The 24,104-nt window shown below is 69.4% G+C and carries 26 protein-coding genes; 15 read left to right on the forward strand and 11 right to left on the reverse strand.

Translation table 11 applies throughout. From position 1 onward, the window contains the following. Positions 1-84 precede the first annotated feature (84 nt). The 9 genes from ACT2CW_RS26085 (at position 85) to ACT2CW_RS26125 (ending at position 8,794) form a co-directional block, all read left to right on the forward strand. Positions 85-1,071 (forward strand): metal ABC transporter substrate-binding protein, encoded by a 987-nt coding sequence (locus ACT2CW_RS26085; RefSeq protein ID WP_445518455.1) that lies wholly within the window; start codon positions 85-87, stop codon positions 1,069-1,071. 11 nt (positions 1,072-1,082) lie between these two features. Then, positions 1,083-1,922 (forward strand): metal ABC transporter ATP-binding protein, encoded by an 840-nt coding sequence (locus tag ACT2CW_RS26090; RefSeq protein WP_445518456.1) that lies wholly within the window; start codon positions 1,083-1,085, stop codon positions 1,920-1,922. A 1-nt stretch (position 1,923) separates the two neighbouring features. Beyond that, complete coding sequence (locus tag ACT2CW_RS26095; RefSeq protein WP_445518457.1) at positions 1,924-2,796, forward strand: metal ABC transporter permease; 873 nt, start codon at positions 1,924-1,926, stop codon at positions 2,794-2,796. Between the two features lie 190 nt (positions 2,797-2,986). Beyond that, positions 2,987-3,412 carry a Fur family transcriptional regulator gene (locus tag ACT2CW_RS26100; protein WP_138915738.1) on the forward strand — a complete coding sequence of 142 codons (426 nt, stop codon included), beginning with the start codon at positions 2,987-2,989 and terminating at the stop codon, positions 3,410-3,412. Between the two features lie 198 nt (positions 3,413-3,610). Further along, positions 3,611-3,949 (forward strand): hypothetical protein, encoded by a 339-nt coding sequence (locus tag ACT2CW_RS26105; RefSeq protein ID WP_445518458.1) that lies wholly within the window; start codon positions 3,611-3,613, stop codon positions 3,947-3,949. Beyond that, positions 3,949-5,391 (forward strand): hypothetical protein, encoded by a 1,443-nt coding sequence (locus tag ACT2CW_RS26110; protein WP_445518459.1) that lies wholly within the window; start codon positions 3,949-3,951, stop codon positions 5,389-5,391. Before ACT2CW_RS26105 ends, ACT2CW_RS26110 begins: the two co-directional genes overlap by 1 nt. 21 nt (positions 5,392-5,412) lie before the next feature. Continuing rightward, a complete protein-coding gene (locus ACT2CW_RS26115; RefSeq protein ID WP_445518460.1) occupies positions 5,413-6,243 on the forward strand; it encodes a hypothetical protein in 831 nt (276 codons plus the stop codon). Positions 6,244-6,249: 6 nt separating this feature from the next. Beyond that, positions 6,250-7,368, forward strand: coding sequence for a hypothetical protein (locus tag ACT2CW_RS26120; protein WP_445518461.1), 1,119 nt, complete (start codon positions 6,250-6,252; stop codon positions 7,366-7,368). 259 nt (positions 7,369-7,627) lie between these two features. Beyond that, entirely contained in the window at positions 7,628-8,794 is a 1,167-nt protein-coding gene (locus tag ACT2CW_RS26125) for a Cmx/CmrA family chloramphenicol efflux MFS transporter (protein ID WP_445518462.1), read from the forward strand. Positions 8,795-8,838: 44 nt separating this feature from the next. Here the strand turns inward: ACT2CW_RS26125 and ACT2CW_RS26130 are convergent, their stop codons facing one another. From ACT2CW_RS26130 to ACT2CW_RS26145, 4 genes are all read right to left on the reverse strand, one after another. Next, positions 8,839-9,066: a hypothetical protein gene (locus ACT2CW_RS26130; RefSeq protein WP_432048416.1), complete on the reverse strand. Its 228-nt coding sequence runs from the start codon at positions 9,064-9,066 to the stop codon at positions 8,839-8,841. 41 nt (positions 9,067-9,107) lie between these two features. Beyond that, on the reverse strand, positions 9,108-13,370 hold the full coding sequence (locus tag ACT2CW_RS26135; RefSeq protein ID WP_445518463.1) for a polymorphic toxin type 17 domain-containing protein: 4,263 nt from the start codon (positions 13,368-13,370) through the stop codon (positions 9,108-9,110). Continuing rightward, on the reverse strand, positions 13,367-13,732 hold the full coding sequence (locus tag ACT2CW_RS26140; RefSeq protein WP_182470405.1) for a hypothetical protein: 366 nt from the start codon (positions 13,730-13,732) through the stop codon (positions 13,367-13,369). Before ACT2CW_RS26140 ends, ACT2CW_RS26135 begins: the two co-directional genes overlap by 4 nt. A 171-nt stretch (positions 13,733-13,903) precedes the next feature. Continuing rightward, positions 13,904-14,749: an oxidoreductase gene (locus tag ACT2CW_RS26145; protein WP_432048418.1), complete on the reverse strand. Its 846-nt coding sequence runs from the start codon at positions 14,747-14,749 to the stop codon at positions 13,904-13,906. A gap of 62 nt (positions 14,750-14,811) precedes the next feature. Between ACT2CW_RS26145 and ACT2CW_RS26150 the strand changes: the two genes are divergently transcribed. Both ACT2CW_RS26150 and ACT2CW_RS26155 read left to right on the forward strand, forming a co-directional pair. Then, on the forward strand, positions 14,812-15,390 hold the full coding sequence (locus tag ACT2CW_RS26150) for a TetR/AcrR family transcriptional regulator (protein WP_182470403.1): 579 nt from the start codon (positions 14,812-14,814) through the stop codon (positions 15,388-15,390). Positions 15,391-15,691: 301 nt separating this feature from the next. Beyond that, a complete protein-coding gene (locus ACT2CW_RS26155) occupies positions 15,692-16,639 on the forward strand; it encodes an NAD-dependent epimerase/dehydratase family protein (RefSeq protein WP_445518464.1) in 948 nt (315 codons plus the stop codon). Between the two features lie 72 nt (positions 16,640-16,711). Here ACT2CW_RS26155 and ACT2CW_RS26160 read toward each other — a convergent pair whose 3' ends face one another. Next, positions 16,712-17,305, reverse strand: coding sequence for a dihydrofolate reductase family protein (locus tag ACT2CW_RS26160; protein ID WP_445518465.1), 594 nt, complete (start codon positions 17,303-17,305; stop codon positions 16,712-16,714). Between the two features lie 71 nt (positions 17,306-17,376). Between ACT2CW_RS26160 and ACT2CW_RS26165 the strand changes: the two genes are divergently transcribed. Beyond that, on the forward strand, positions 17,377-17,955 hold the full coding sequence (locus tag ACT2CW_RS26165; RefSeq protein WP_164429456.1) for a TetR/AcrR family transcriptional regulator: 579 nt from the start codon (positions 17,377-17,379) through the stop codon (positions 17,953-17,955). A 30-nt stretch (positions 17,956-17,985) separates the two neighbouring features. Here ACT2CW_RS26165 and ACT2CW_RS26170 read toward each other — a convergent pair whose 3' ends face one another. Genes ACT2CW_RS26170 through ACT2CW_RS26185 form a run of 4 tightly spaced genes read right to left on the reverse strand, consistent with a single transcriptional unit; the run spans position 17,986 to position 20,696 of the window. Next, positions 17,986-18,819, reverse strand: coding sequence for an isoprenyl transferase (locus ACT2CW_RS26170; protein WP_138916145.1), 834 nt, complete (start codon positions 18,817-18,819; stop codon positions 17,986-17,988). Between the two features lie 49 nt (positions 18,820-18,868). Beyond that, positions 18,869-19,618, reverse strand: a complete 750-nt coding sequence (recO, locus tag ACT2CW_RS26175; protein WP_044575559.1) for a DNA repair protein RecO — start codon at positions 19,616-19,618, stop codon at positions 18,869-18,871. Between the two features lie 15 nt (positions 19,619-19,633). Then, positions 19,634-19,834, reverse strand: coding sequence for a DUF397 domain-containing protein (locus tag ACT2CW_RS26180; RefSeq protein ID WP_445518466.1), 201 nt, complete (start codon positions 19,832-19,834; stop codon positions 19,634-19,636). Between the two features lie 10 nt (positions 19,835-19,844). Further along, the gene (locus ACT2CW_RS26185) at positions 19,845-20,696 is read right to left on the reverse strand and encodes a helix-turn-helix domain-containing protein (protein ID WP_445518467.1); all 852 of its coding nucleotides are present in this window, start codon (positions 20,694-20,696) and stop codon (positions 19,845-19,847) included. Between the two features lie 121 nt (positions 20,697-20,817). Between ACT2CW_RS26185 and ACT2CW_RS26190 the strand changes: the two genes are divergently transcribed. Both ACT2CW_RS26190 and ACT2CW_RS26195 read left to right on the forward strand, forming a co-directional pair. Next, positions 20,818-21,246: an ATP-binding protein gene (locus ACT2CW_RS26190; protein WP_445518468.1), complete on the forward strand. Its 429-nt coding sequence runs from the start codon at positions 20,818-20,820 to the stop codon at positions 21,244-21,246. 14 nt (positions 21,247-21,260) lie between these two features. Further along, positions 21,261-21,584, forward strand: coding sequence for a hypothetical protein (locus ACT2CW_RS26195; RefSeq protein ID WP_445518469.1), 324 nt, complete (start codon positions 21,261-21,263; stop codon positions 21,582-21,584). A 10-nt stretch (positions 21,585-21,594) separates the two neighbouring features. On the opposite strand, the gene ACT2CW_RS26200 is transcribed toward ACT2CW_RS26195, so the two are convergent. Then, complete coding sequence (locus tag ACT2CW_RS26200; protein WP_445518470.1) at positions 21,595-22,893, reverse strand: FAD-dependent oxidoreductase; 1,299 nt, start codon at positions 22,891-22,893, stop codon at positions 21,595-21,597. A 109-nt stretch (positions 22,894-23,002) separates the two neighbouring features. On the opposite strand from ACT2CW_RS26200, the gene ACT2CW_RS26205 reads away from it, so the two are divergent. Beyond that, complete coding sequence (locus ACT2CW_RS26205) at positions 23,003-23,536, forward strand: MarR family winged helix-turn-helix transcriptional regulator (protein ID WP_445518471.1); 534 nt, start codon at positions 23,003-23,005, stop codon at positions 23,534-23,536. Positions 23,537-23,616: 80 nt separating this feature from the next. On the opposite strand, the gene ACT2CW_RS26210 is transcribed toward ACT2CW_RS26205, so the two are convergent. Further along, positions 23,617-24,084 carry a hypothetical protein gene (locus ACT2CW_RS26210; RefSeq protein WP_445518472.1) on the reverse strand — a complete coding sequence of 156 codons (468 nt, stop codon included), beginning with the start codon at positions 24,082-24,084 and terminating at the stop codon, positions 23,617-23,619. Positions 24,085-24,104 lie beyond the last annotated feature (20 nt).

The raw sequence follows: 24,104 nt of genomic DNA on the forward strand, positions 1-24,104 counted from the left end.
CCCCCGGATCAAATCGATAGTCGAAGCGATCAACAAGAGGACAGTTGTTGACAATCGTTTCCATCTTTGTTGAAAATGAGAGTCATGAACATACGCCGCCTCAGGCCCACGACCGCCCTCGTAGGAGCCGCCGCACTGGGTCTGACCACCCTCACAGCCTGCTCCACCAACGCCGGAGACGGAAGGACGGACGGCAAGCTGGACGTGGTGGCGTCGTTCTATCCCATGCAATTCCTCGCCCAGCGGATCGGCGGGAGCGCCGTCCATCTCTCCTCCCTGACCAAGCCGGGCGTCGAGCCGCACGATCTGGAGATCAGCCCCCGCCAGACCGCCGATCTCAGCGAGGCCGGTCTGGTGGTCTACCTCAAGGGGCTCCAGCCCTCCGTCGACCGGGCCATCGCCCAGGCCCAGCCGAAGCAGGTCGCCGACGCCGCCTCGTACACCTCGCTGGAGGACCACGGCACGGAGGTCGAGGGCGAGCACGGGCACGGCGACGAGGGCGAGGAAGGGCACGATGGCCACGAGGGGCACGACCACTCAGGCGACGCGGCCGCCGATCCGCACATCTGGCTGGATCCGGTGCGTTACGCCCAGGTGGCCAAGGGCGTCGGCAAGGCGCTGGAGAAGGCCGACCCCGATCACGCCGCGGCGTACAAGAAGAACACCACCGCCCTGGTCAAGGAGCTGAACACGCTCGATCAGGACTTCCGGACCGGTTTGAAGGGCCGTTCTTCGGACACCTTCATCACGACCCATGCCGCCTTCGGCTATCTCGCCGAGCGCTACGGCCTGCGGCAGGAGGCGATCTCCGGGCTCGACCCCGAGTCCGAGCCCAGCCCGGCCCGGGTCAAGGGGCTGCACACCATCGCCAAGAAGGACAAGGTCAACACCGTCTTCTTCGAAACCCTGGTGAGCGATCGCACGGCCAGGACGCTGGCGGGCGACCTCCATCTGCGGACCGATGTGCTGGACCCGATCGAGGGCATCGGCTCCAAGTCCAAGGGCGATGACTACATCCAGGTCATGCGAGCCAATCTGAAGGCGCTGAAGAGGGCGCTGGGCGCCAAGTGACGGAGGAAGCCATGGAAGCCGAGGAGACCCGGGAATCCGGGGTTGCCGGGGAGCCCGGGCCGGCCGAGGACCGGGCCGCGGACCCGGCCGCGGACCCCATATCCCTGCGCGGCGCGACGGCCACCCTCGGTGGCCGCCCCGTGCTGCGCGGTATCGATCTGACCGTCCGCCGCGGTGAGGTCGTGGCGCTGCTCGGCGCCAACGGCTCGGGCAAGTCCACCGCCGTACGGTCCATCGTCGGCCAGGTGCCGCTCAGCGGCGGTGAGCTGGCCCTCTTCGGCATCCCCCGCCGCCGCTTCCGCGACTGGGCCCGGATCGGTTACGTACCGCAGCGCACCACCGCCGCCAGTGGCGTCCCCGCGACCGTGCGCGAGGTCGTCTCGGCGGGGCGGCTGGCCCGCCGCCGGTTCGGGCCGCCGCGCAAGGCCGACCGGGCGGCCGTCCAGCGGGCCCTGGAGCTCGTCGGCATGGCCGACCGCGCCCGGGACCCGGTGAGCGCCCTGTCCGGCGGTCAGCACCAGCGCGTACTGATCGCCCGCGCCCTCGCGGGCGAACCGGAGCTGCTGATCATGGACGAGCCGATGGCCGGGGTCGACCTCGCCAGCCAGGAGATCCTCGCGGGCACCCTCCGCGAGCAGGTCGCGGGCGGCTCCACGGTCCTGCTCGTCCTGCATGAGCTCGGCCCGCTGGAGCCGCTGATCGACCGCGCGGTGGTGCTCCGCGACGGCTGTGTCGTCCACGACGGACCGCCGCCCAAGGCCGTGGGCCAGCACGCGCTGCCCGGCCACGATCACGTCCATCCCCACGCGGCGCCCGACGCCGAACCGATCCGGACAGGGTTGCTGACCTGAGATGCTCGAGATCCTCGACTACGCCTTCATGCAGCGGGCCCTGCTCGCCGCGGTCCTGGTGGGCATCACCGCGCCCGCCGTTGGCATCTACCTCGTCCAGCGCCGCCAGGCGATCATGGGCGACGGTATCGGCCATGTCGCCCTCACCGGCGTCGCCCTCGGCTTCCTGACCGGCACCAACCCGGTGTGGACCGCCGTCGTCGTCTCCGCCCTCGGCGCGATCCTCATGGAGCTGATCCGCTGGTACGGCAAGACCCGCGGCGATCTCGCGCTCGCGATGCTCTTCTACGGCGGGATGGCGGGCGGTGTGCTGCTGATCAACCTCTCGCCGACCGGCTCCAACGCCAACCTCACCACCTATCTCTTCGGCTCGATCACCACGGTCTCCCCCGAGGACGTCGTCGCGATCTCCCTGCTCGCCGCCTTCGTCGTACTGATCACCCTGGGGCTGCGCCGCCAGCTGTTCGCGGTCTGCCAGGACGAGGAGTTCGCCCGGGTGACCGGCCTCCCGGTCCGCACGCTCAACCTGCTGCTGGCCGTCACCGCGGCCGTCACGGTCACCGTCGCCATGCGCGTCGTGGGCCTGCTCCTGGTCAGCGCCCTGATGGTGGTCCCGGTCGCCGCCGCCCAGCAGGCCACCCGGGGCTTCGCGATGACGCTCGCGCTGGCGGTCACCATCGGCGTCGTGGTGACCCTGTCCGGCACGGTCTTCTCCTTCTACAAGAACGTCCCGCCGGGGGCCAGCATCGTCGTCCTCGCCATCGGCGTCTTCGCCGTGATCACGGCCCTGGCCGCGCCCCTGGCGAAACGACGCGCGGGGCGGGTGGCCGAGGCGGATGAACGATGCACTTTGAGGGACGATGTACTCGTATAGTCCACCGCTCGGGGTCACCGCTCGTGGTCCACTGTCCGGCCGAGGCCCGGCCGATGCCCGGCTCCATCACCCATCCCATCACTCTCGTCCGTTGCCCGAGCGATAACTGGCACAATGGCCGGGCAGAAAGCGCAGTGGGCGCGGAACGAGCCCCGAGAGCGACGGAGCATGCGAGGTTGAGGAGGCAGCTGTGGCGACCGCCGGTCCCCCAGTACGCGGCCGGTCCACCAGGCAGCGCGCCGCGGTGGCGGCGGCACTGGACGAGGTGGACGAGTTCCGCAGTGCGCAGGAGCTCCACGACATGCTCAAGCACCGCGGCGACTCGGTCGGCCTGACCACCGTCTACCGCACCCTCCAGTCCCTCGCAGACGCCGGCGAGGTCGACGTCCTCCGCACCACGGAGGGCGAGGCGGTCTACCGCCGGTGCAACAGCGAGGAGCACCACCACCACCTGGTCTGCCGCGCCTGCGGCAAGGCGGTCGAGGTGGAGGGCCCCGCCGTCGAGAAGTGGGCCGACGCGATCGCCGCCGAGCACGGCTTCGTGGACGTGGCCCATACGATCGAGATCTTCGGCACCTGCTGCGACTGCGCCGCGGCAAAGACATCCCAGGGCTGACCCCGACTCCACAGGGTCAGCCCTCGCTCCGCAGGGTCAGCCCTCGCTCCGCAAGGTCACCCTCGCGGTCCGCTTCCCCCGGGGCCGTCACAGCCTTGTATTGAAACCACACTCGTCCGCGCGGCACCCTGCCCATCGGCGGGGCGCCGAGTACGGTGCTAAGTACATGAACATTACGGCTACTTGGGGGAAAGCCTGATGTCCTTGTTTGGTGATCTACCGGGGCTGCCGGACCTCTTCATCGATCCGCCGTCTCCGAAGAAGACCGCGGGCGCCTTCCACGCCACCAGCGCGGCGGGGCAGAACAAGACCAAGCTGGACGACCCCGAGGCCGCCGGGAAGGCCCATTCGGGCTGGGCGGTCGCGACGCCCAACCAGGAGTGCGTCACGGCATGGCGCAACCGCCTGCACGAGCTCGGCAAGTCGGCGAGGGAAGCGGCCGCCGCCATCACGGATGCCATGGACGACTACATGGACACCGACCACTCCATCGAGACGGAACTCCGCAAGGACGCCCGCTGGCTGGAGGGTGCCTGATGGTCTCCGTCCCCGACCTCCACTCCGCGAGCCCGCAAGCCTGGCGCGACGCCGCCACCGACGCCCTCAGCGCCGCCAAGCACTGCGAGGAGATCGGCACCGTCGCCCGCGACGACGTGGCTCGTACGATCGAGAAGCAGTGGGTGTCCGACGCGGGGCTCGCCGCCCGCCGCACCTTCGTCAAGCACGCCGAGGACTACGAGGCGGCGCATCTGGCACTGCGCGAACTGTGCCGCGTCTACGACGACCTGGCCGACGAGATCGAGGCCGCCCAGCGCGATCTGAGCAGCGCGCTCGGCTACGCCAAGGACCATGAGCTGTCCGTCGACGACAGCGGTCGCGTCTCCCACTCCAAGCCGGTGGCCTCCGGTCAAGGCGACGACAGCGAGTCGGAGCCGGTCCGGCACGCCCAGGGCATCATCGAGGGCGCCCTCTCCCGCGCGACCAAGGCCGACACCACGGCGTCGGCCGCGCTGCGGACCATCCGGGGCCTCACGGAGATCTCCGACCCGAAGCTGGTCAAGGAGGCGCTGAAGAAGAACAGCCCGCTGGCCATCGCACTGCGCCTGACGGGAGCGCCCGACGGCCCGCATCCGATCAACGTCTCCCCCGCGCAGCTCGCCGCCGTGGAACGGGCCGCGAAGGAGACCGGCATGAGCAAGACGCTGCTGCTGTCGATCCTCTGGCAGGAGCAGCAGTGGTACCAGAACTACGACAAGGACGGCCGCGGTCTCCTGCCGAGCGTCGGCAGGATGTTCAACTGGACGCTCCAGCAGACGATCAAGCCGGACAAGTCGCTCGGTATCACGCATATGAAGCTGGGGACGGCCCGTAATGTGATCGGTCAACACCGACAGGCGTTCACCACGCCGGACGGCACCTATCTGGGAGACCTCAGCGATGCCCAACTCACCAAGTACATCGAGGAGAACCCCAACGAGGACATCCGCCTGAGCGCGTACTACCTCCAGGAGTTGCAGAAGAATCCGTACGGCTCGGACACGGACAAGCAGCTGTTCGTGCTCTACGCCGCCGACACTCCCGACGTCCGCGAGAAGAACGAGCAGTACGGGGACGACTCGGACCACCGAGGGGGCGACATCAAGACCCGCGGCGAGAACTGGGACAAGCTCCAGCCGCGTCTCGAGGACGCCAAGGCGTGGGAGGCGCTGAGCGACGAGGAGCGTCAGAAGGCCCTGGAGCAGTTGGAGGGCGCCACTCCCAAGGGGCACTCGTTCACCATCGACCCGGTCTACGGCGGTGAGTTGTCCGGCACCGGGACAGGCGAGCCGGAGCCCGGTACTCCGTCTCCGGAGCCCGGGCAGTCCCCCACCCCGCCGTCCTCGGGTGGCAAGAACGACGATGGAGGCGGCGGGGGCGGCGGCAAGAAGCCGACCGAGCCGAGCCCCGGCCTCACACCCCGTCCCTCGGCCACGGGCTAGGAGCCCTGAAGAAGTGAGTTCATGAAGCGAGTGATCAGCGTGTTCGCGGCGGGGGTGGCCATGGCCGTCCTCGCCGCGTGCGGCAACACCACACGGGACGGCGCCGACTCGTCGCCCAGCCCGAGCGCCACGATGCCGGGCAATGTGCCCACGAAGCCCGAGTACCCGGACGCCGACGCGGTCGTGGAAGCCCTCGAGGCAGGGGGCGTTCCCTGCGAGATCACCCGCCGTTCGCAGGGCGGCAGTGCCGGAGGAAGCGGCCTCGGATGCGCCTCCGTCATCGACGGCATCAAGTTCGAGAACGACATCCAGGTACTGAATCCGAAGAAGTTCAGCCGCGACGAGATCGGCGAGTCCATCGCTTCCCACCGGGAGCCGCCGACCAGCCATACGTTGGTCGCCGCGGGTCACTGGTTCGTATGGGTCACCGAGCCCCGCTTCGCGAACCGGATCGCGGCCGCTCTCGGCGGCGTCGTACTGCCGCCCAAGAAGGCCAAGATCCCCGACTATCCGCTCCCGGACATCCCCCGCACCCCCCGCTACCGGACCGTCGGCGCCCTCGCCGACGACCTCGCGGCGGTGGTGGGCTGCGACGAGCGGAAGCAGCGCTCGGACACCGTCCTGACCTGTACCACCGGCAAGGACACCGGCTCGCCCAACTGCGCCACCCTCGCCCTGCACGCCTCGGGCGCCGACCGTAACGCGGTGCTGCGCGAGGCCATCGCCTACAAGGGCGTGCCCGCGACCCTGGTCACGGCCGGCAACTGGACCGTCAACCTCTGCGACTACGACCTCGGGTCACGCGTCGCCGACGCCCTGCACGGCACGGTCGTGTCCTACGACGGAGGCTGACCGCCGATGCCCTCGGAACACCCCGACCGCGCCCCCGTCCGTGTGCTGCGCCGAGCGGGCTCCCTGCTCGGGCGTGGGCGGGTGGCGTTGGTGCGGGGCTGGGCGCATCCGCGGCTGAAGTGGCCCAAGCGGGTGGCGGCGGGGGCCGTCGTGCTGCTGGTGGTGCCCGTGCTGACCGCCGGGGTGTCGCTGCGGCTCCAGTACGCGGGGGATCCCGCGCCCGGGACGTGGACCCGTGAGCGGGACGCGGTGTGGCTGGGGCATGCCTGGGTGGACGGACGCAATGGTGAGGCTCAGCTGGCCGAGCTGGTCCAGCGGATGCGTGGCACCGGCGTCCGGGATCTGTATGTGCACGCGGGCCCGTTGGAGCATGACGGCAGCCTGCGCGCGGCGCGCTATCCGAAGGCCCGGTGGCTGGTGGACGCGGTGCGGCGGGAGCTGCCCGGGGTGCGCGTTCAGGCGTGGCTCGGCGATGTGCTGTCGACCGAGGGCGAGACGGGGATGGACCTCGGCGCACCGGCGACGCGTGAACGCGTCGTGCGCTCGGCGGGCCAGGTGCTGGACGCGGGGTTCGCCGGCGTCCACTTCGATCTGGAGCCCCTGCACTCCGGCGACCGGGACTACCTGTCGCTGCTGGACGATGTGCACGCGGTCACCCGCGCCCACCACGCACCGCTGTCGGTGGCCGCGCACCAGATCGACCCGCTGCCCTCCCTCCACTCCGTCGCGGGCTTCGTCGCCGGTCACCCCAAGTGGTGGTCGCAGTCGTACTTCGGCGCGGTCGCCCGCCGGGTCGATCAGATCGCGGTGATGTCCTACGACACGGCGATGCCCATGGAGAGCCTGTACGGAGGCTATGTGGCGCAGCAGACGCGGCTGGCCCTGGAGGCGACCCCGCGCGGCACCGACCTGCTGATGGGCCTCCCGGCCTTCCACACCGACGACATCGGCCACCATGAATCGGCCGAGACGGTGGCCGCCGCCACCCGGGGCGCCCGCCTCGGGCTGAGCCGCCAGGACGCGCGCCGCGAGCGGTTCGGCGTGGCGCTGTATGTGGACTTCGCGGCGACGCCGGGTGACTGGGCCGCGTACCGGAGGGGCTGGGGCGCGCCGAAATCGGATTGATCTCGGTGGGGGTTGTGGGTACGGTGCCCGACGTGATGAGCCCTGAATCAGACAGAACGGAGCCGCCGGTCGTTCGGCGGCGAGTCGTTCTCTGACCACTGACCCGACCTGATTCCCGGGTCGATCTCGCTTCCGGCGACCGGACACGACTCCGTGTGTCTGGTTCCTTTCCCGGGCTCGTGACGTAGTCCGATCCGGCATCCAGCACGCGGCCGCTCTTGCCCGCATACGCTCATCGCTGATCGCTGGAGTCGACCTCTTGCCTGTCTTCCTTTATGTCCTTGCGCTAGCCGTCTTCGCGCAAGGGACGTCCGAGTTCATGCTGTCCGGTCTCGTACCGGGAATCGCCCGCGACCTCTCCGTATCGGTGGGAGCCGCGGCGAGTCTGACGTCCGCTTATGCGATCGGGATGATCGTCGGCGCCCCGGTGATGGCCGCGTTGAGCGCGCGCTGGCCGCGGCGCAGGGCGCTGGCGGGGTTTCTGGCGGCGTTCGTGGTGGTGCATGTGATCGGGGCGGTCACGACGGACTTCGCCGTCCTCTTCGGAACGCGTGTCGTCGCCGCGATCGTCAACGCCGGTTTCCTGGCGGTCGCGATGTCCACCGCGACGGCGCTGGTCCCCGCCGAGAAGCGCGGCAGGGCCACCGCCGTGCTGCTGTCCGGGGTCACGCTGTCGTGCGTCGCGGGCGTCCCCGCGGGGGCGCTGCTCGGGGACTGGTCCGGCTGGCGTTCCGCGTTCTGGGCCGTGGCCGCCCTGTGCCTGCCCGCGCTGGCGCTGGTCTTCCGTCAGGCACCCGCCGACGCGGCCGGCCGGGCGGAGGTCTCGATCCGGCGGGAGGCGGGTGCGTTGCGGTCGCGTCCGGTGCGGTGGGCCATGGTCCTCGCGGCCGTGGTGAACGGCGCGACCTTCGCGACCTTCGCCTACCTGGCCGTCATCGCCACGGACATCGCCCACCTCCCGGCCACCGCGGTCCCGGCCCTCCTCGCCGCGTTCGGGGTGGGCGCGTTCGTGGGGGTGACTACGGCGGGGCGTAAGGCCGACGGTGGGCTGGGGAGGGGCCTGCTCCTGGCGCTGTGCGTCCTGCCAGTGGGCTGGGCGGTGCTGGCCGCGACCAGCGCGCATACGGCCCCGCTCTTCGTCGTGACGATCGTCCAGGGCGCCCTGTCGTTCGGCATCGGCTCAACGCTCGTCGCCCGCGTCATGCATGTCGCGCCCCAGGCCCCTTCGCTGGGCGGCTCATTCGCCACGGTCGCCCTCAACGCGGGCGCCTTCCTTGGCCCGTTGATCGCGGGCGTCGCGACCGGCACGACCGGCGACTACCGGGACGCGGCGTGGGTCAGCGCCACCCTGGCCACGATGGCGGCCGCCACCGTCGCGGCTTCCCGGGCGGGGGTCGCCCGCATCCGAGTCGAGGAATCCGGCTAACCCACCGGCCGGTGGTCGAGTGCGACGTCAGCAAAAGCGGGGTGTCAGTAGTAATCCGACTCCTGGCGGTCCCGTCCCGTCGGAGCGATCTGTTCCCTGGAAAAGATGCGAACAACGTCGAACCCGTCAAGCATCACCCCAAAACTCGGAGCGATGTCGGGGTTCGGCGGCTCGGAGATGCCGACGATTGCACCGACAACCCCCTCCAGTTCCGGCCGGTCGGGACAAGCGACGACCCGAACCTCTGCGTAGAAGTGAAGAGGATCTTCCATGATTCATCCTTGAGTAAGCGTGCCCGGAAGCACTCCATGGCCTACTTGTGAGTGATTTCCCCATCCAGCGAGACGTTCAAATGGCTTCCGTCCCGGCTCAACCAGCCGAGCTTAGCCCTTCCTGTCTTGCTCAGCTGGACATCCCATTCAAACGGCTGCCCGGCAGTACGGGATGGCCCCTTGATCCATTCATTTCCGAATCGGTCAATGTAGCCCTTCCGGGTACCACGCAGCAATCCGGAGTTGACTGAGGTGTTTTCTGGAGGAACGAATCGGATGCGCCCCGAGATGGGGAGCTGCGCATCCTTGAGTAGTCCCTTCACACCGGTGCGCGGGACAGGCACCGGGTCTCCGCACTTCAAACCCAGAGGATCGAGCGATGTCAACGGCGACTCGACGTACCGGTGATGGTTAGGTGCGGGATCCAGACCGAGGGGATCGGCGGCAGTGTAGCGGGCCGTTTCGGGGTCGTAGTGGCGGAAGTAGTTGTAGTACAGGCCCGTTTCGGGGTCGGCGTATTGGCCGGGGAAGCGGAGGGGGCAGTCGACCGTTGAGGTGCTCGCCCCGGTGGGGAAATCTGTGCCCCAGAGGGTGGTGCGGTGTTGCCAGGCCAGGTCACCGGCCGTGGTGACCAACTCCGTTGGGGTGCCGACCAGGTCCGTGATGATGGCGTGGAAGCGCGGCGCGGTGTCGTCATCGGCGCCGGTGAATTTCTCTATGAGGGATTCGCCGGGCTCGCGCACCAGTGACGTGTGGTCGGTTTGGGTCAGGGGGCGGTGGGTGTCCGGGGCGTAGTCCCAGGTGGTGTGGTTGCCCTCTGGTGTGGATTGCTCCGCGAGGCGGGTGTCTTCCCACGTGAAGTCGATCGATTCGGCGATCGTGCCGTCACCCGCCAGGCGCTGTTTCGATATGCGGCGGCCGAGGGGGTCGTAGGTGTAGTGCCAGTGGTCGCCGTCCGGGGTGGTCGCGTCCGTCAGGCGGTCTTCGGCGTTCCAGGTGTAGGTCCAGGTGCGGGTCTGGCCGTTGAGGAGTTTGCGGGTGCGGCGGGTGAGGCGGCCCTGGGCGTCGTGTTCGTACGTCGTGCGGCCCGCTCGGTGGATCACTGTGCCGGTGAACTCGCGGTCGCCGGGTGACGCGTGGTTCGGGGCCGTGGCGTTCGTGAGGTTGCCCGCTGTGTCATAGGCGTACGTCTCGGTCCAGCCGTGGGCGTGCACCGCCGTCACGCGGCCGACCGGGTCCAGGTCGAAGCGGCGGGTGCCGGACGTCAGCTCGCGGATCTCGGTCAGGTAGCCGTCCGGGCGGTAGGCGTAGGAGCGGTGTTGGAGGATCCGGTTCGCCTCGTCGCCACGGCCCTCGGCGATGGTCTGGGTGGTCACGCGGTCTGACCTGTCCCAGGTCTGCGTCAGTCTCACCGCCTCGCCCACCCGGCGTTCCGTCTCGCGGCCCGCCGCGTCGTACGTGAAGGTCAGGGTGCCCGCCGTGCCCGTACGCAGTGCGGCCGGGCGGCCCAACTCGTCGTAGGTCCAGACGCTCCTCAGGCCCGAGGGCATCGTGCGTTCGGTGCGGCGGCCCACGGCGTCATATGCGTACGTCGTCGTCCGGCCGTTGACCGTCTCCGACCGGACTCGGCCGAGCGCGTCCCGTTCGAGGGTCAGCTCCACGTCCGGATTCGCCGCTCGCGTCAGGGCGCCCCGCGCGTCATAGGCATACGTCGTCCGTGCGCCCGCCTCGTCGCGTTGTTCCGTCGTGCGGCCCAGCGCGTCACGGGTGAAGTGCAGCGTTTCGCCCGCGCCGTTGGTGCGGGTCAGCAGGTCGCCCGCCGGGTCGTGGGTGTAGGCCACGGTACGGCCGTTGAAGTCGGTCTCGGAGGTGAGCCGGCCCGCCGGGTCGTAGGTGTAGGTCCAGGTCAGGCCCTGGGGGTTGGTGACCTCGGTCAGGCGCAGCTCGGTGTCGTAGGCGAAGGCGTACCTCGCGCCGTCCGGCTCCGTACGGCTGGCGGGGACGTCGAAGTGGGTGGACGTCTGGTGGGTGGTGTGGCCCGCCGGGTCCGTGTGGCTGAGGAGGTTGCCCTCGCCGTCCCAGGTCCAGCTCTCCCGGGCGCCGTCCGGCTCCTCCCGCCACGCCGGTTTGCCCTCGGTCGTCCAGCCCATACGGGTGGTGTGGCCCAGCGGATCCGTCGCCTCCACCACCCGGCCGAAGGGGTCCCGGCGGACGCTCGTGGTGTGCCCCAGCGGGTCCGTTACGGCGATGGGGAGCCCGGCCGGGTCCGGGGTCAGACGCGTGGTGTTGCCCAGCGCGTCCGTCACCTCGGCCAGGTGGCCCCGCTCGGTGTAGCCGTAGGCCGTGGTGGCCCCCACGGGGTCAGTTGTCGAGAGGAGGTTTCCCGTGTCGTCATACGTGTGGCGCCACGTCCCGCCGCCCGGCTCGGTGACCTCCACCGGCAGGCACAACGCGTTGTACGTGGCCCGGGCCTCGCTGCCGTCCGGCAGGGTGACAGTGGCCAGGTTGCTGTCCTCGTCGTACGCGTAGCGGGTGGTACGGCCCAGGGGATCCGTCACCGCGACCTTACGGTCGCCACGCGCGTCCCACTCCGTCAGCGTGGTGTGGCCCAGCGGATCGGTCTCCTCGACCAGCTGACCGTCCGGGTTGTAGCAGTACCTCGTCGCGTGGCCGAGCGAGTCCGTGTAGACCGTCGTCCGCGCCTCGTCGTCGTACTCCAGGCTGCCGTTGAAGACGCCGTCGCTGCCCTCGGTGCGCACCACCCTCCCGTCCGGCCCGTAGACGTACCGGAACGACGTGCCGTTGCGGTCCGTCCAGGACGTCACCCGCCCCTCGCCGTCGTAGGTGAACCGCAGGGGCGTACCGCTGGAGTTGATGACCTCGGTGAGGTTGCCCGCCTCGTCGTAGCCGTAGCGCATCACCACCGTGCCGCCCTCGCGGCCCCGCTCGGGGGCGTAGGCCGACGGCGGCTCGTCGAGGAGCCGCAGCGCCGTGACCCGCTGGCCCTCGGTGTCGATGGCCAGGTAGTAGCCCCCGGAGTGGCGGATGGCCAGCGGGGCGCCACTCAGGGCGCGTTCGATCTCGATGCGCGCGCCATTGCGGTCCTGAAGGCTCTCCAGGGCCAGATAGACCGCGCCCGCCTCCTCCGTCGCCGCGGGACGGACGAACGTCCGCACCACACCCGCCTCCGGATCGGTGACCGTCATGACGCCGTCCGGCTTGCCGTCCCACTCCAGCGGCCACCGCGCGCCCTTCGCGGGCAGCGTCGGCACGCCCGGCTCCGGCACCGGGTACACCAGCCGCATCCCGTCCGCGGCGGCGAACACCACACCCTCCGCGTCCAGTTGGACCCGTTCGTCCAGCAGACTGGCCCACGTCGGGCCGAACCACACCCCACCCCGGTACGAGGACACATGGGTGCGCTCGAAGACCAGCGGCAGCGAACCGGGCAGCGTCAGATCGGTGTGCTCCATCAACATCGCGCCGGTCGCGATGTCGATCGGCTCACCCGTACAGGGGCACTTCTTGGCCGGGCGGGCGGCCGGGCCCTCCTCTACGAGGTTCGGGCGCAGCGAGGGCACCTTCGGCGGCTTGAGCAGGTCCGGGACACCGGTGAGCTTCGGCGTCACACCGGGCTTGAGCACCCCCAGCCCGGCCCCGAAGATCCCGCCGTCGATCATGCCGTCCTTGGCAGCCTGGTTGACCTCGTCCAGGCTGAAACCCTTCTGCTGCCCCAGGGCGATCTTCACCGGCTGCGCCACCGCCGCGTCGATCGTCACCGACAGCACACTGGTGAAGACCGCGCCCGTCAGCATCTCCGCCGCGATGATGGCGACCGACTCCTCCACGGCGACGCCCAGGCCGGCGGCCATGGCGATAATCTCCGCCGCTACTCCATCGGAGGCGCCCCCGGTGACGATGGTCAGCAGCCCACCGCCAACGAGTGCGACGGCATCGATGCTGATCTGCGTCCACAGCTTCTCGATGGCGTCATCGACCGTGTCGGCGAACTTGTCCAGCGCCTTGGCCATGTTCCGCGCGGACTTGGCGAGATTGCTCAGCCAGCCCTCGTCCTTGCCCTTGGCGTACCGGCCCCAGAAGGTCTCGAAGGCGTCGATCGCCTCACCTTTGTTGTGGTGAATGAGCGTCGTGGCCGCCTTGTTGGTCGCGACCCGCACATCGTCCACACTGTCGGCGAACGTCCGCCAGGCGTCCGCGGCATGGCGCAGCGTGCCGGAATTGGCATCCGGCCACCACATGCCCAGCTTCATCAGCAGGGCCTTGGCCTTGTCCTCGATGCTCACCGGCCGCCACCGTGGCCCGGTCCGTGCTTGGCCTTGGTGAACATGCCCTCGATCAGCTTGTCATTGTCGACATGACCATCCGCCATGTCGTTCATCGCCTCATAGATGCTGGTCAGGCCGAGGACGAGAATGCCGGCCGCCGACTCGATGTGCTTCTGGTTCGGCTTGTACTGCTTGGCGAAATCCTTCCCCGGCTTGTCATCCCCCCACGGCTCGCCATACCCGTCCAGCGTCGAGATCAGCGTCGTCAGCGCCTCACTCAACTTCACCGCCTGGTGATGGAACGTCGGCGCGACCGACTTGATGTCCGCCACCTTGATGTCCAGAACCTTGCCGCCGCCGTGCCCGCCGCCGCTGCCCATACGACGCCTCCCCCACTGAACCGAACGTCCGCCGCACAAAGCTCCCAGGCTAGGGCGGCGACCCTCACGGACCGTTCAATGTGGCCTCTACAGCGAGTAAAGAGTGCCGACCCGGAACGGCTCAGGGTCACGCGGGTCGGCACTCGGCGCTCGCGCCGCTTACACCGATGGTCAGAGACCGAACGACACACCCGTGAGCTTCTCCGAGGCGTCCCAGAGTTGGCGGGCGATATCGGCGTCCCGCGCGGTCTTGGACCGGCTGATCAGTTCGGCACCGCCACGCATGTGCATCCAGTGCTCCGGCCCGGTGAAGCCGTCACCGGGAACGTCGCCGGTGGCGGCGTACAGCACCGGCAGGGCGCCTTCCTCCGGGTCCTGTGCGAGCAGGCGAAGCATCAGTCTCGTGCCGAGCCCCGTCGACCGGTCGTACATGTTCGTTGCGACCAAGCCGGGGTGCGCCGCGACTGCCAGCACGCTCGACCCGGCGGCGTTCAGTCGACGTTGCAGCTCGGAGGAGAACAGCACGTTCGCCAGTTTCGACGTCGCATAGGCGCTGGACTGCTTGTAGGCGGTGCGCTCCCAGTTGAGGTCGTCGAGGTTGATCCGCCCCATTCGCTCCGACTGTGACGCCAGCGTCACCACGCGTCCGGTGACGTGGGGCAGGAGCAGGTTCGTCAAGGCGAACGGACCGAGATGGTTGGTCCCGAATTGCAGCTCGAATCCGTCGACGGTCCGTTCGAGCTCGGGGACCGAGACGCCCGCATTGTTGATCAGAAGATGGATCGGCTCGCGCCAGTCGGCGGCGAACCGGCGGATCGACGCGAGATCGGCCAGATCCAGGTGACGTACCTCGACGTCACCGGGCGCCGCCACGGCGGCGCTCCTGCCCTTCACCGTGTCACGCACCGCGAACACGACGCGCGCGCCGTACCCGGCGAGAGCCTTGGCGGTGGCGAGACCGATTCCGCTGTTCGCGCCGGTCACGATGGCTGTCTTGCCTGTCAGATCGGGATTCACGACACCGAGACTAGACACTGCCTAGAAACTAGGCAATGCCTATTTCGAGGTAGGATCGCAGAGTGAGTCACAGGCCCTTCCACCACGGGAACCTACGAGCCGTCCTGCTGGACCACGCCGAGCGCACCCTGCGCGAGGGCGGCATCGACGCGCTGTCCCTGCGCGACCTGGCACGGAAGGCCGGCGTCAGCCACGGCGCGCCCCGGAGCCACTTCGTCGACCGGCAGTCGCTCCTGGACGCGCTCGCGGAGCGGGGCTTCAACCGCCTGGCCGACGAAGTGGAAGCGGTGATCGATTCCGATGCCGCGGACTACAAGCAACGCTTCCGCGCGATCGCGACCACATACGTGCACTTCGCCGTCACGGACGCCGCGCTCCTGGACCTCATGTTCACCGGCAAGAACGGCAACGCCCCCGAGGGGCTGCGCACCGCCTCGGAACGACTCTTCTCGGCCTTCGGCGACCTGATCGACCGCGGCGCGGAGGCTGGAGAACTCAAGCCCCAGGACCCGCAACGACTGCAACTGCTCTTCGCCGCCGTCATGCAGGGAATCGCGGCACTCGTCAGCACCCGCCGCATCACCGCCGAGGAGGGCGACTCCCTCATCGAGGACGCGGTCTCCCTCCTGGTCCGCGACTAGGGTGCGTATCGAGTCGCGGTGCGCGGCTGTCGAGGCATCCCAATAGCGCACCGAGAGAAGCCAACCACCCCTTTCTTGCCCCAGGCGCCCCCGCCCGCTTCGGCCCGCCATGCCGCAGCGTCTGCGAGGTGCGTCGCGCACCGGCGCGCTTGCCTCCTGCCCGCGTTCGCGGTGGCCCGCATGGACGTCCGCGCCCCTCCCGAGGGCTGTTGACGAAACGGAACGTGGATCCGTATATTAATCGGAACGACGATCCGCTTCTGGCGGGACCACACAACCACGCCGCAAGGAGAGTTCAGGAATGATTCTGGTCACCGGGGGGCTCGGCTTCATCGGCTCCCACACCGTGCAGGCCCTTCTGGACGCGGGTGAGGAGTGTGTGCTGGTCCAGCGCAGCTCCACCGAGCCGCCGGCCGGGCGCTTCGACGCGCCGGTCGCGGTGGAGCGGGCCGACATCACCGATCCGCGCGCGTTGCTCGACATCGGCACCCGCCACAAGATCACCGGCATTGTGCACCTCGCGGGCTCCATGCCCTGGCCGCCGGACCCCGAGCAGCCCATCGAGGCGACGCGCAAGGCGATCGGCGGTCTGCTCAACGTCCTCCAGGCCGCGCGGGACTGGGGTGTGCGGCGGGTGGGCGTCGCGAGCACGATCGGCGTCTACGGCGGCGGTACGGAGGGCGGCGCACTCACCGAGGACATGCCCGTGTCGTTGAGCTCGGGACATCTCATCCCGACCTTCAAGAAGATCGGCGAGCTCCTCAACGACCACCTGGCCGACGCCACCGGCATCGAGATCATCAACTACCGCATCTCCGGCATCTGGGGGCCGCTCGAGCCGCACGGCCCGCTGTTCTTCGCCGCCCCCGAGCTCGTCCACGCCGCCGCGCGCGGCACCGAGCCGGATCTCTCGCCCCTCCCGGCGCCCGCGTACGCGGAGGACTCGCTCGACCTGTGCTACGCGAAGGACGCGGGCCGGGCCATCGCACTCCTCCAGCTCGCGGACCACCTCAACCACCGCACCTACAACGTGGCTTCCGGCCGTGCCACGAGCAACGCCGAGATCATCGCCGCCATCAAGAAGGTCGTCCCCGACGCCCGGGTCGACCTCCCCACCGGTGGAGCCACCTCGCAGACATACCTCGACATCACCCGCATCCGGCAGGACACCGGCTACGCGCCCGCCTACGACACCGAGCGCGCGGTCGCCGAGTACATCGCGTGGCTGCGGGCGGGCAATGAGCGGTGAGGGCCGGGCCCCGAGCCCGAGGACCGGGTCCGGAAGCCCGAGGACCGGCCCGGAGCCCGTCGCAGCCCCGAGTCAGCGACGGGTGAGGTGGGTGAGGGTGACGCCACTGGGGAAGGCCGTGCGCTCGGCGACGTCGAAGACGGTGGGGTCGAAGGCACCGTCGAAGGCCGGGACCCCGGCACCCGCGACCACCGGGTAGTTCTTGATCACCAGTTCGTCGATCTCCGGCAGCAGGGCACCCGCGAGCTTGCCACCGCCACACAGCCATACGTCCAGCCCCGCGCCGTCCTCCCGCTTGAGCTCGCGTACGAGGGCGAGCGGGTCGCCCGGGACGACGGTGACGGCCGGGTCGGTGTCCGGCTCGAGGGTGCTGGACACCACGTACTGGCGCAGATGGGCGTACGGGCTGGTGATCCCCGCGTCGAGGGCGGGGCGGTAGGTGCCGAGACCCATGACGACGGTGTCGAAGTGGCGGTTCGGCGCGTCGGCCAGGCCGATCGCCGCGCGGTAGGCGGTCGGGACCGTCTCGGGGAACAGCGCGTGGGTCCAGGCCGAGTAGGCGGCGGACTGCCGTTCGTCGCCGCTGGGGAAGAAGTCGTACTCGCCGCCGGGGCCCGCGATGCGGCCATCGAGCGTGACGCCGACGTAGTACACGAGCTTTCGCATCTCTAGCCGCTCCAGACGTAGTACTCTACTTGTAGTGGTTGGAACGTAGTACTACAGCTGGAGTGGTGTCAATGGTGAGACGGAACGACCAGCGGCGCGCCGCCCTCGTGGACGCCGCGATCGAGGTGCTGGCCAGGGAGGGCGCACGCGGCCTGACCTTCCGCGCGGTGGACGCCGAGGCCGCCGTGCCCGCCGGGACCGCGTCCAACTACTTCGGCAGCCGCGACGATCTGCTCACCCAGGCCGGCGCCCGGGTCTATGAGCGGCTCCAGCCCGACGAGGCCACGATCGCCCGCCAGCGGGCGGCGGGCCGCGACCGGGAGACCTACGCGGAGCTGATGCGTGAGCTCGTCAGCCGCGTCGCCGCCTTCCGCACCGGCTATCTCGCGCTGCTGGAACTCCGCCTCGAGGCCACCCGCCGGCCCGAACTGCGCAAGGTCCTCACCGAGCGGGTCCGGGCCGACCTCGACGCGAACGTCGCGTACCACGAGGAGTCGGGCCTTCCCGGCGATGCCATGGCCGTCAAGCTGCTCATGCTGGCGCTGAACTGGCTGATCGTCGAGCAGCTCACCCTGCCGGACGTGTTCACGGAGGCGGAGCGGGATCAGCTGGTGGCGGCGGCGGTGGAGCGCATCGTGGCGGCGGAGTAAGGGGTCGGCCCGAGCCGCGACCCCTGCCGTCTACGCGGGCCGGGAGCCGTTGTCCGGCTGCTCCTCGTTGGGGATCGCCCCGCCGAAGCGGCGGTCCCGCGAGGCGTACTCCAGGCACGCCCGCCACAGGTCGCGGCGGTCGAAGTCCGGCCACAGCACGTCCTGGTAGACCATCTCGGCGTACGCGCTCTGCCAGATCAGGTAGTTGGACGTGCGCTGCTCACCGGACGGGCGCAGGAAGAGATCCACATCCGGCATGTCCGGGTAGTAGAGGTACTTCGCGAACGTCTTCTCGTTCACCTTCGACGGATCGAGCCGACCCGCCCGGACGTCCTCCGCCAGCGCCTTCGCAGCGTCCGCGATCTCCGCGCGGCCGCCGTAGTTCATGCAGAAGTACATCGTCATGGCGTCGTTGTCCTTGGTCTGCTCCTGGGCGACCTGGAGCTCCTGCGCCACCGACTTCCACAGCTTCGGCATCCGGCCCGCCCAGCGGATCCGGACGCCCATCGCGTCCATCTCGTCGCGGCGGCGGCGGATGACATCGCGGTTGAAGTTCATCAGGAAGCGCACCTCGTCGGGCGAGCGCTTCCAGTTCTCGGTCGAGAAGGCGTAGAGGGAGAGGTTCTTGACCCCCATCTCGAGGCAGCCCTTGAGCACGTCCATCACGACGCCCTCGCCGACCTTGTGCCCCTCGGTGCGCGGCAGCCCGCGCTCCTTGGCCCAGCGGCCGTTGCCGTCCATCACGCAGGCCACGTGCTGCGGCACCAGCTCGCCGGGGATCTTCGGCGGCCTGGCCCCGGACGGGTGCGGTTCCGGGGTCCGGTACTCGCGCCGCTGTCGGCCCAGAAACCCGCGTCCTGCGATGCCTGCCATGTCTCCCTCAGCCCTTGCTCTCGTGCTACTGCTTCTGCTGCTACTTCTCTACGTACCGCAGCGACCGAAGTCCCCGCTCCAGGTGCCAGTGCAAATACGCCGCCACGAGCCCACTGCCCTCCCGGGCGTGTCGCAGCTCACACGCGTCCGCCGTCTCCCAGTCGCCCGTCAGCAGCGCGCCCAGCAGCGTCAGCGACTCCGCCGAGGGTACGACGCTTCCGGGCACCCGGCACTCTCCGCAGATGACCCCGCCCGCGCCGACCGAGAAGAACCGGTTCGGACCGGGCATCCCGCACTTGGCGCAGTCGTCGAAACTCGGTGCGTAGCCGTTCACGGCGAGGGAACGGAGCAGAAACGCGTCCAGGACGAGATGCGGCTCATGATCCCCGGCGGCGAGGGTGCGCAGCGCGCCGACGAGCAGCAGATACTGCTGTACGGCGGGCTCGCCCTCGTGGTCGGTGAACCGCTCGGCCGTCTCCAGCATGGCCGTACCGGCGGTGTAGCGGGCGTAGTCGGTGACGATCGAGCCACCGTACGGAGCGATGGTCTCGCTCTGCGTGCAGAGCGGCAGCCCGCGCCCGATCAGCTCGCCGCCCCCGCGTGAGAAGAACTGCACGTCGACGTGGCTGAACGGTTCGAGCCGCGCGCCGAACTTCGACTTCGTCCGCCGCACGCCCCGCGCGACGGCGCGGACCCGGCCGTTGTTGCGGGTGAGCAGGGTGATGATCCGGTCCGCCTCCCCCAGCTTCTGGGTGCGCAGCACGATGCCGTCGTCGCGGAACAGACTCATGGCGCCCATTGTCCCCTAGCGGGACAGCTGATCGAACCGCCCGGCCCGGGCGGCCCGCGTGAGCGCCCGGAGGGCGGCGGGGGTGGTGGCGATCACGGTGTGCGGTTCGTCGCTCTCGCGCAGGAGGACGGTGTCCGGTGTTCGGGCCAGCTCGACGCAGTTGTTGGCCGCGTCACCTGAGTACGAGGACTTCCGCCAGGGTTGTATGTCCGACATCTCCATGCCTTCAGAGCTGTTGCGCGATGTCGCGAACGAAGTCGCGCGTGTCCTCAGGGCTGAGTGACAGCCCCTGCGTCCGGTCCAGGACTTCCCGGTAGTTGGCAACGAGAGTTTCCGCGTCCACCAAGGCGACTCCGGTCGCCACGTCGAGCTGAACGGTGTCCAGCTGCGGCACCGGTCCGGCCGCATAGAGTACGGAAGCCCCCGCGCCAGGAAAACCTCCGGCCGCGAATGGAATCACGCGCAGGGTCACGTTGTCGCGCTCGGACGCCTCCAGCAGGTACTCCAACTGGCCACGGGCCACCTTGGCGCCACCGAACCGCATCCGCAACGCGGCCTCATGGACGAGGAAGGTGCACTGCGGCGGATTGTCCCTGTCCAGTACGTCCCGACGCTTCAGCCGGTGGGACAGCCTGCGCCGGTGCTCGACCGCCGTGAGATCGGGTACCGCTGTGGCGAACACGGCTCTGGCATAGTCCTCCGTCTGCAACAGCCCCGGGATATGCATCGGCTGCATGTTCCTCAGGCTCGCCGCGTGGTGTTCCAGTTCGGCCAGATCGAGCGCGCCTGCGGGCAGCTTCCCCCGGTACTCCTCCCACCAGCCGTGCACCCGTTCCACGGCCATGGCCGCCAGCGCGTCAACGTACGCCTGGTCCGCGCACGAGTAGATCGCCGCGAGCGTTCTGACGCGCTCCTCGCTCATGCCGAGGCGGCCCGCCTCCATGTTGCTGATCCGCGTGCGATCCGCGCCCAGTTCCTCGCCGGCGCGGGCCACGGTCATTCCGGCGTGCTCGCGCATCTTGCGCAGTTCCGTACCGAGGCGCCGCTGCCTCGCGGTCGGGCCTGACCTGGGTGACACCAGCGCGCTCCCCTTCAGTTAACGGTTACCGGAAGCATAGTGCACGCGTGCACTCAGATGCTCTATGGTCCTGGTAGCGCAGCGCATCGAACCAATCACGCACCGCGTTGGGAGCACCGCCATGCCCGAAGTCGCCAAAGCCGCCGAACCCCCATACGCCTACCGCCTCAGCGCCCCCAACTCCCCCAAGAGCCCCAGGGTCTGCCGGGACGCGATCGCCGCCCTCCTCCAGGCCAACGACCTGCACGACCTCGCGGACACGGCGAAACTCCTGGTCTCCGAGGCCGTGACGAACGTCAATCAGCACACCAACACCCAGCTGATCCACATCGACACCCTCGTCCGCGACCGCATCGCGACGATCGCCGTACGCGACGGCTCCCCGGACCGCCACCCGTACCCCCGCGACGCCAAACCCGACGAGGAGGGTGGACGCGGGTTGTTCCTGATGCAGGAGCTGGCCTACGCGTGGGGCGTCACCTGGGAGAACGGCCTGCGCCCCACCGGCAAGCACATCTGGTTCGAGCTCCGCGAAGCCATCACCGAGTGATCAAAGACCTTCGCGTGGACCCAGTACGACGGGCCCGGCCCCGGCGAGGAGTTCCTGGGCAGCCCGCGTACCGGGCTGGAGCTGGGCGCCTCAGCCCAGGCGGCACCCTTGCCTTCTCGCAGGCCGAGCCGCTCGAGGGCTACTACGGCCCGCAGCCGATGTACGGGAACGGCCTCGCGGGCCGCAAGCTCACTCTCCTGCGCTGGTCGTACCCGCCACAGTGGTGGGCCGATCTGCTCAAGCGGACCGGGTTCGTCGACATCGACGCCCGTGTGCTCCCCGCGCCCAGGCCGACGGACGTCGGCACCCTCATGGTGCGCGCGAGCGCTCCGAAGTGAAGGGTGGGCCTCACGATCTGGCCAAGTCCTCGCCACGGTAGGTGGAGAGGTCGGCCAGGAACTTACGGCGGAGGACGGGGACCCTGCTGGTCGCGGCGAAGTAGCTGCGGGCGGCGAAGAGCGCGAGGCGACCCGTGACGGGCCGGAAGAGCGGGTCGTCGCCGCTGGTGCCATTGCTGGTGAGGGATTCGGCGACGCGCGCGAAGCCGTAGGGGATCATCTCGGCCTCGTAGTCGCCGATCGCGGCCGGCAGCCGCTTGCGCCCGCCCGCGACGGCGGTCAGCTCGCGGCACAGCAGTCTGGCGTCGCGCAGTGCGGTGTTGGCGCCGACGCCCTGGCCGGGGGTCATGGTGTGGATGGCGTCGCCGAGCAGGGTGATGTTGGTCGTCGGCCACGGGTCGACGGGAACCGAGGTCGCTATCTTCAGCGGGAACGCGGCCTCCGGATCCGACAGCTCGAAGATCCGGCGCAGATTGGGGTGCCAGTTGGCGGCCGCTTCCAGGGCGGTCGCGATGAGCCGCCGCCCGCGCCGCCGGGTCGTGTCCTCGGGGAAGTGAGCGTGCGAGCTCCAGATGGACAGGTTGATGTAGTCGCGGTCGGTGTCGAACTCCAGCCCCGGCGAACCGCCCTGGGCGTCCCGCTTGAACGTCATGACGTGCAACATGCCGATCATGCCCTTCGTACCGAAGATCAAGGAGAGGCCGTTGAGCGCCTCGTCCGGCAGCAGCGCGCGGGTCTCGGGCGTGAGCGCGGTCTTGGTGGCGATGGCGGTGACACCGGCGTCCTTGATCTCGGCATGGGGCAGGAACTGCCGGCGCACGGCGGAGCGGGTGCCGTCGGCGGCGATCAGGAGGTCGCCGGTCGCGGTGGTGCCGTCGCCGAAGTGGGCGGAGATCGTGCCGTCGGGGTGCCGCTCGTAGCGGGTGAACTCCTTGCCGTAGTGCACGACGTCGTCCATGCCGGTGAAGAGCACCTGACGCAGAGTGGCGCGGGACACCGAGCGCTCGCTGTTGACCGCGTCGCGCGCCGGGGGCAGTTGGAACGTGGCGGTGGTGCGCAGGGACTGGGTGAACACGTTGAAGTGGCGCGGCTCCCGGGCAGCGGTGGCGACGAAGGTGTCGAAGAGCTCGGGCCGCAGACACTCGTGCAACGCGCGGCTGCCGGTGGGGTCGATGCCGACCCGGTAGCCGTAGAGACCGTCGCGACGGGAGCCGTAGCGCTCGTACACGGCCACCGAGACACCGGCCTTCTTCAGGCCGTGGGCCAGGCACATCCCGCCGGTGCCGCCGCCGATGATCAAGACATGCATGAGGATCGCTTCCCTTGAGAGTCAGGTATCTTGAATGCCAAGACATATGTAGCTTGAGCATCAAGAGACTCGACTGTCAAGCAATCTGGTCGGCAAGGAGGTGTCCCGATTGGCGAACGAGAAGGAACAGGTCCTCGCTGAGCTGGGCAAAGTCATTCAGGGCTACCAGGCCGCGGTCGATGACTCCGATCGCGAGACCGCCCGGCTCCTCGGCGTGAACGAAACCGATCTGCGGTGTCTGGAGCTGCTGATCGACGCCGAGGAGCTCTCTCCGCGTGAGCTCAGCAGACAGCTCGGGCTGACCACCGGCAGCGTGACCGCCATGCTCGACCGGCTGGAGAGGCTCGGCCTGCTCACCCGCGCCCCCCACCCCGTCGATCGCCGCAAGAGCGTGGTCAAGGTGACCTCGGAGGGGAGCCGACGCTGCTACGAGCTCATCGCCCCGCTCATCGAGGACGGGGCGCGGGAACTCGGCGCGAAGTACAGCGCGGAGCAGTTGGAACTGGTCATGGACTTCCTGCGGTCCACCACCGCGCTCCAGAGCCGACACACCGAACGCCTGCGGGCCCTTCCCGCTCCGGCGGCGGAACGCCGAGGCCGCGCCGGGCCCGGTGGCAAGCGCGCCACCGGACCCGGCACTTGAGGGCGCTCAGCGGCCGGCGGCCGGACGCTGGACGCGGGCGGCTACGTGCTCGCGTCCGAGTTGCCGCGCAGCAGGGGGTGTCAGCGGATCCGCGGCAGCGTGTAGCCGCGTCTGAGCCCGAACCGGGAGATGACCAGCAGGACGGTCAGTTCGCCAAGTATCAGCAGGAAGACCCCGGCCTTCGGTAGTACCGAGTCCAGCAGTCGGCCTCGCGAGCCGTATCCCCAGTCGTCGCCGGCGAACACGGTGGAGCCCTTCCTCGTCGGCTCGGCGCCCGCGTCGACATCCCCCTCGCCGGTACGCCCGCCGGAGAATCGCCACGTCGCGCGGCAGGTGTACTGCGGGGCGCCCTTGTAGCTGTGGGTGGAGCACCGCCGCACATCCAGCACATCGGCCCGATCCCCCGTGACCAACCGCTCGGCCTCCCGGTACTGCCACACGCCCCACCCGACGAGGGCAGCCAGACTCAAGGCGACCAGCAGCCGGAAGATCAGCTTCCGAGGCCGTTTCCCCGGCCGCTCGAGCATCCCCGTCGGATCCGGTTCCATCCCCACCACACCCCCACCAT

The sequence above is a fragment of the Streptomyces sp. NEAU-174 genome (assembly GCF_052665095.1).

What these genes read in the sequence shown, in the direction of transcription:
- ACT2CW_RS26160 (WP_445518465.1), bottom strand. Translation starts at nt 17,305, where the DNA reads ATGCGAAAGCTCGTGTACTACGTCGGCGTCACGCTCGATGGCCGCATC.
- ACT2CW_RS26200 (WP_445518470.1), bottom strand. Translation starts at nt 22,893, where the DNA reads ATGCATGTCTTGATCATCGGCGGCGGCACCGGCGGGATGTGCCTGGCC.
- ACT2CW_RS26155 (WP_445518464.1), top strand. Translation starts at nt 15,692, where the DNA reads ATGATTCTGGTCACCGGGGGGCTCGGCTTCATCGGCTCCCACACCGTG.
- ACT2CW_RS26165 (WP_164429456.1), top strand. Translation starts at nt 17,377, where the DNA reads ATGGTGAGACGGAACGACCAGCGGCGCGCCGCCCTCGTGGACGCCGCG.
- ACT2CW_RS26180 (WP_445518466.1), bottom strand. Translation starts at nt 19,834, where the DNA reads ATGTCGGACATACAACCCTGGCGGAAGTCCTCGTACTCAGGTGACGCG.
- ACT2CW_RS26110 (WP_445518459.1), top strand. Translation starts at nt 3,949, where the DNA reads ATGGTCTCCGTCCCCGACCTCCACTCCGCGAGCCCGCAAGCCTGGCGC.
- ACT2CW_RS26085 (WP_445518455.1), top strand. Translation starts at nt 85, where the DNA reads ATGAACATACGCCGCCTCAGGCCCACGACCGCCCTCGTAGGAGCCGCC.
- ACT2CW_RS26115 (WP_445518460.1), top strand. Translation starts at nt 5,413, where the DNA reads ATGAAGCGAGTGATCAGCGTGTTCGCGGCGGGGGTGGCCATGGCCGTC.
- ACT2CW_RS26210 (WP_445518472.1), bottom strand. Translation starts at nt 24,084, where the DNA reads ATGGAACCGGATCCGACGGGGATGCTCGAGCGGCCGGGGAAACGGCCT.
- ACT2CW_RS26190 (WP_445518468.1), top strand. Translation starts at nt 20,818, where the DNA reads ATGCCCGAAGTCGCCAAAGCCGCCGAACCCCCATACGCCTACCGCCTC.
- ACT2CW_RS26095 (WP_445518457.1), top strand. Translation starts at nt 1,924, where the DNA reads ATGCTCGAGATCCTCGACTACGCCTTCATGCAGCGGGCCCTGCTCGCC.
- ACT2CW_RS26130 (WP_432048416.1), bottom strand. Translation starts at nt 9,066, where the DNA reads ATGGAAGATCCTCTTCACTTCTACGCAGAGGTTCGGGTCGTCGCTTGT.
- ACT2CW_RS26120 (WP_445518461.1), top strand. Translation starts at nt 6,250, where the DNA reads ATGCCCTCGGAACACCCCGACCGCGCCCCCGTCCGTGTGCTGCGCCGA.
- ACT2CW_RS26090 (WP_445518456.1), top strand. Translation starts at nt 1,083, where the DNA reads ATGGAAGCCGAGGAGACCCGGGAATCCGGGGTTGCCGGGGAGCCCGGG.
- ACT2CW_RS26105 (WP_445518458.1), top strand. Translation starts at nt 3,611, where the DNA reads ATGTCCTTGTTTGGTGATCTACCGGGGCTGCCGGACCTCTTCATCGAT.
- recO (WP_044575559.1), bottom strand. Translation starts at nt 19,618, where the DNA reads ATGAGTCTGTTCCGCGACGACGGCATCGTGCTGCGCACCCAGAAGCTG.
- ACT2CW_RS26140 (WP_182470405.1), bottom strand. Translation starts at nt 13,732, where the DNA reads ATGGGCAGCGGCGGCGGGCACGGCGGCGGCAAGGTTCTGGACATCAAG.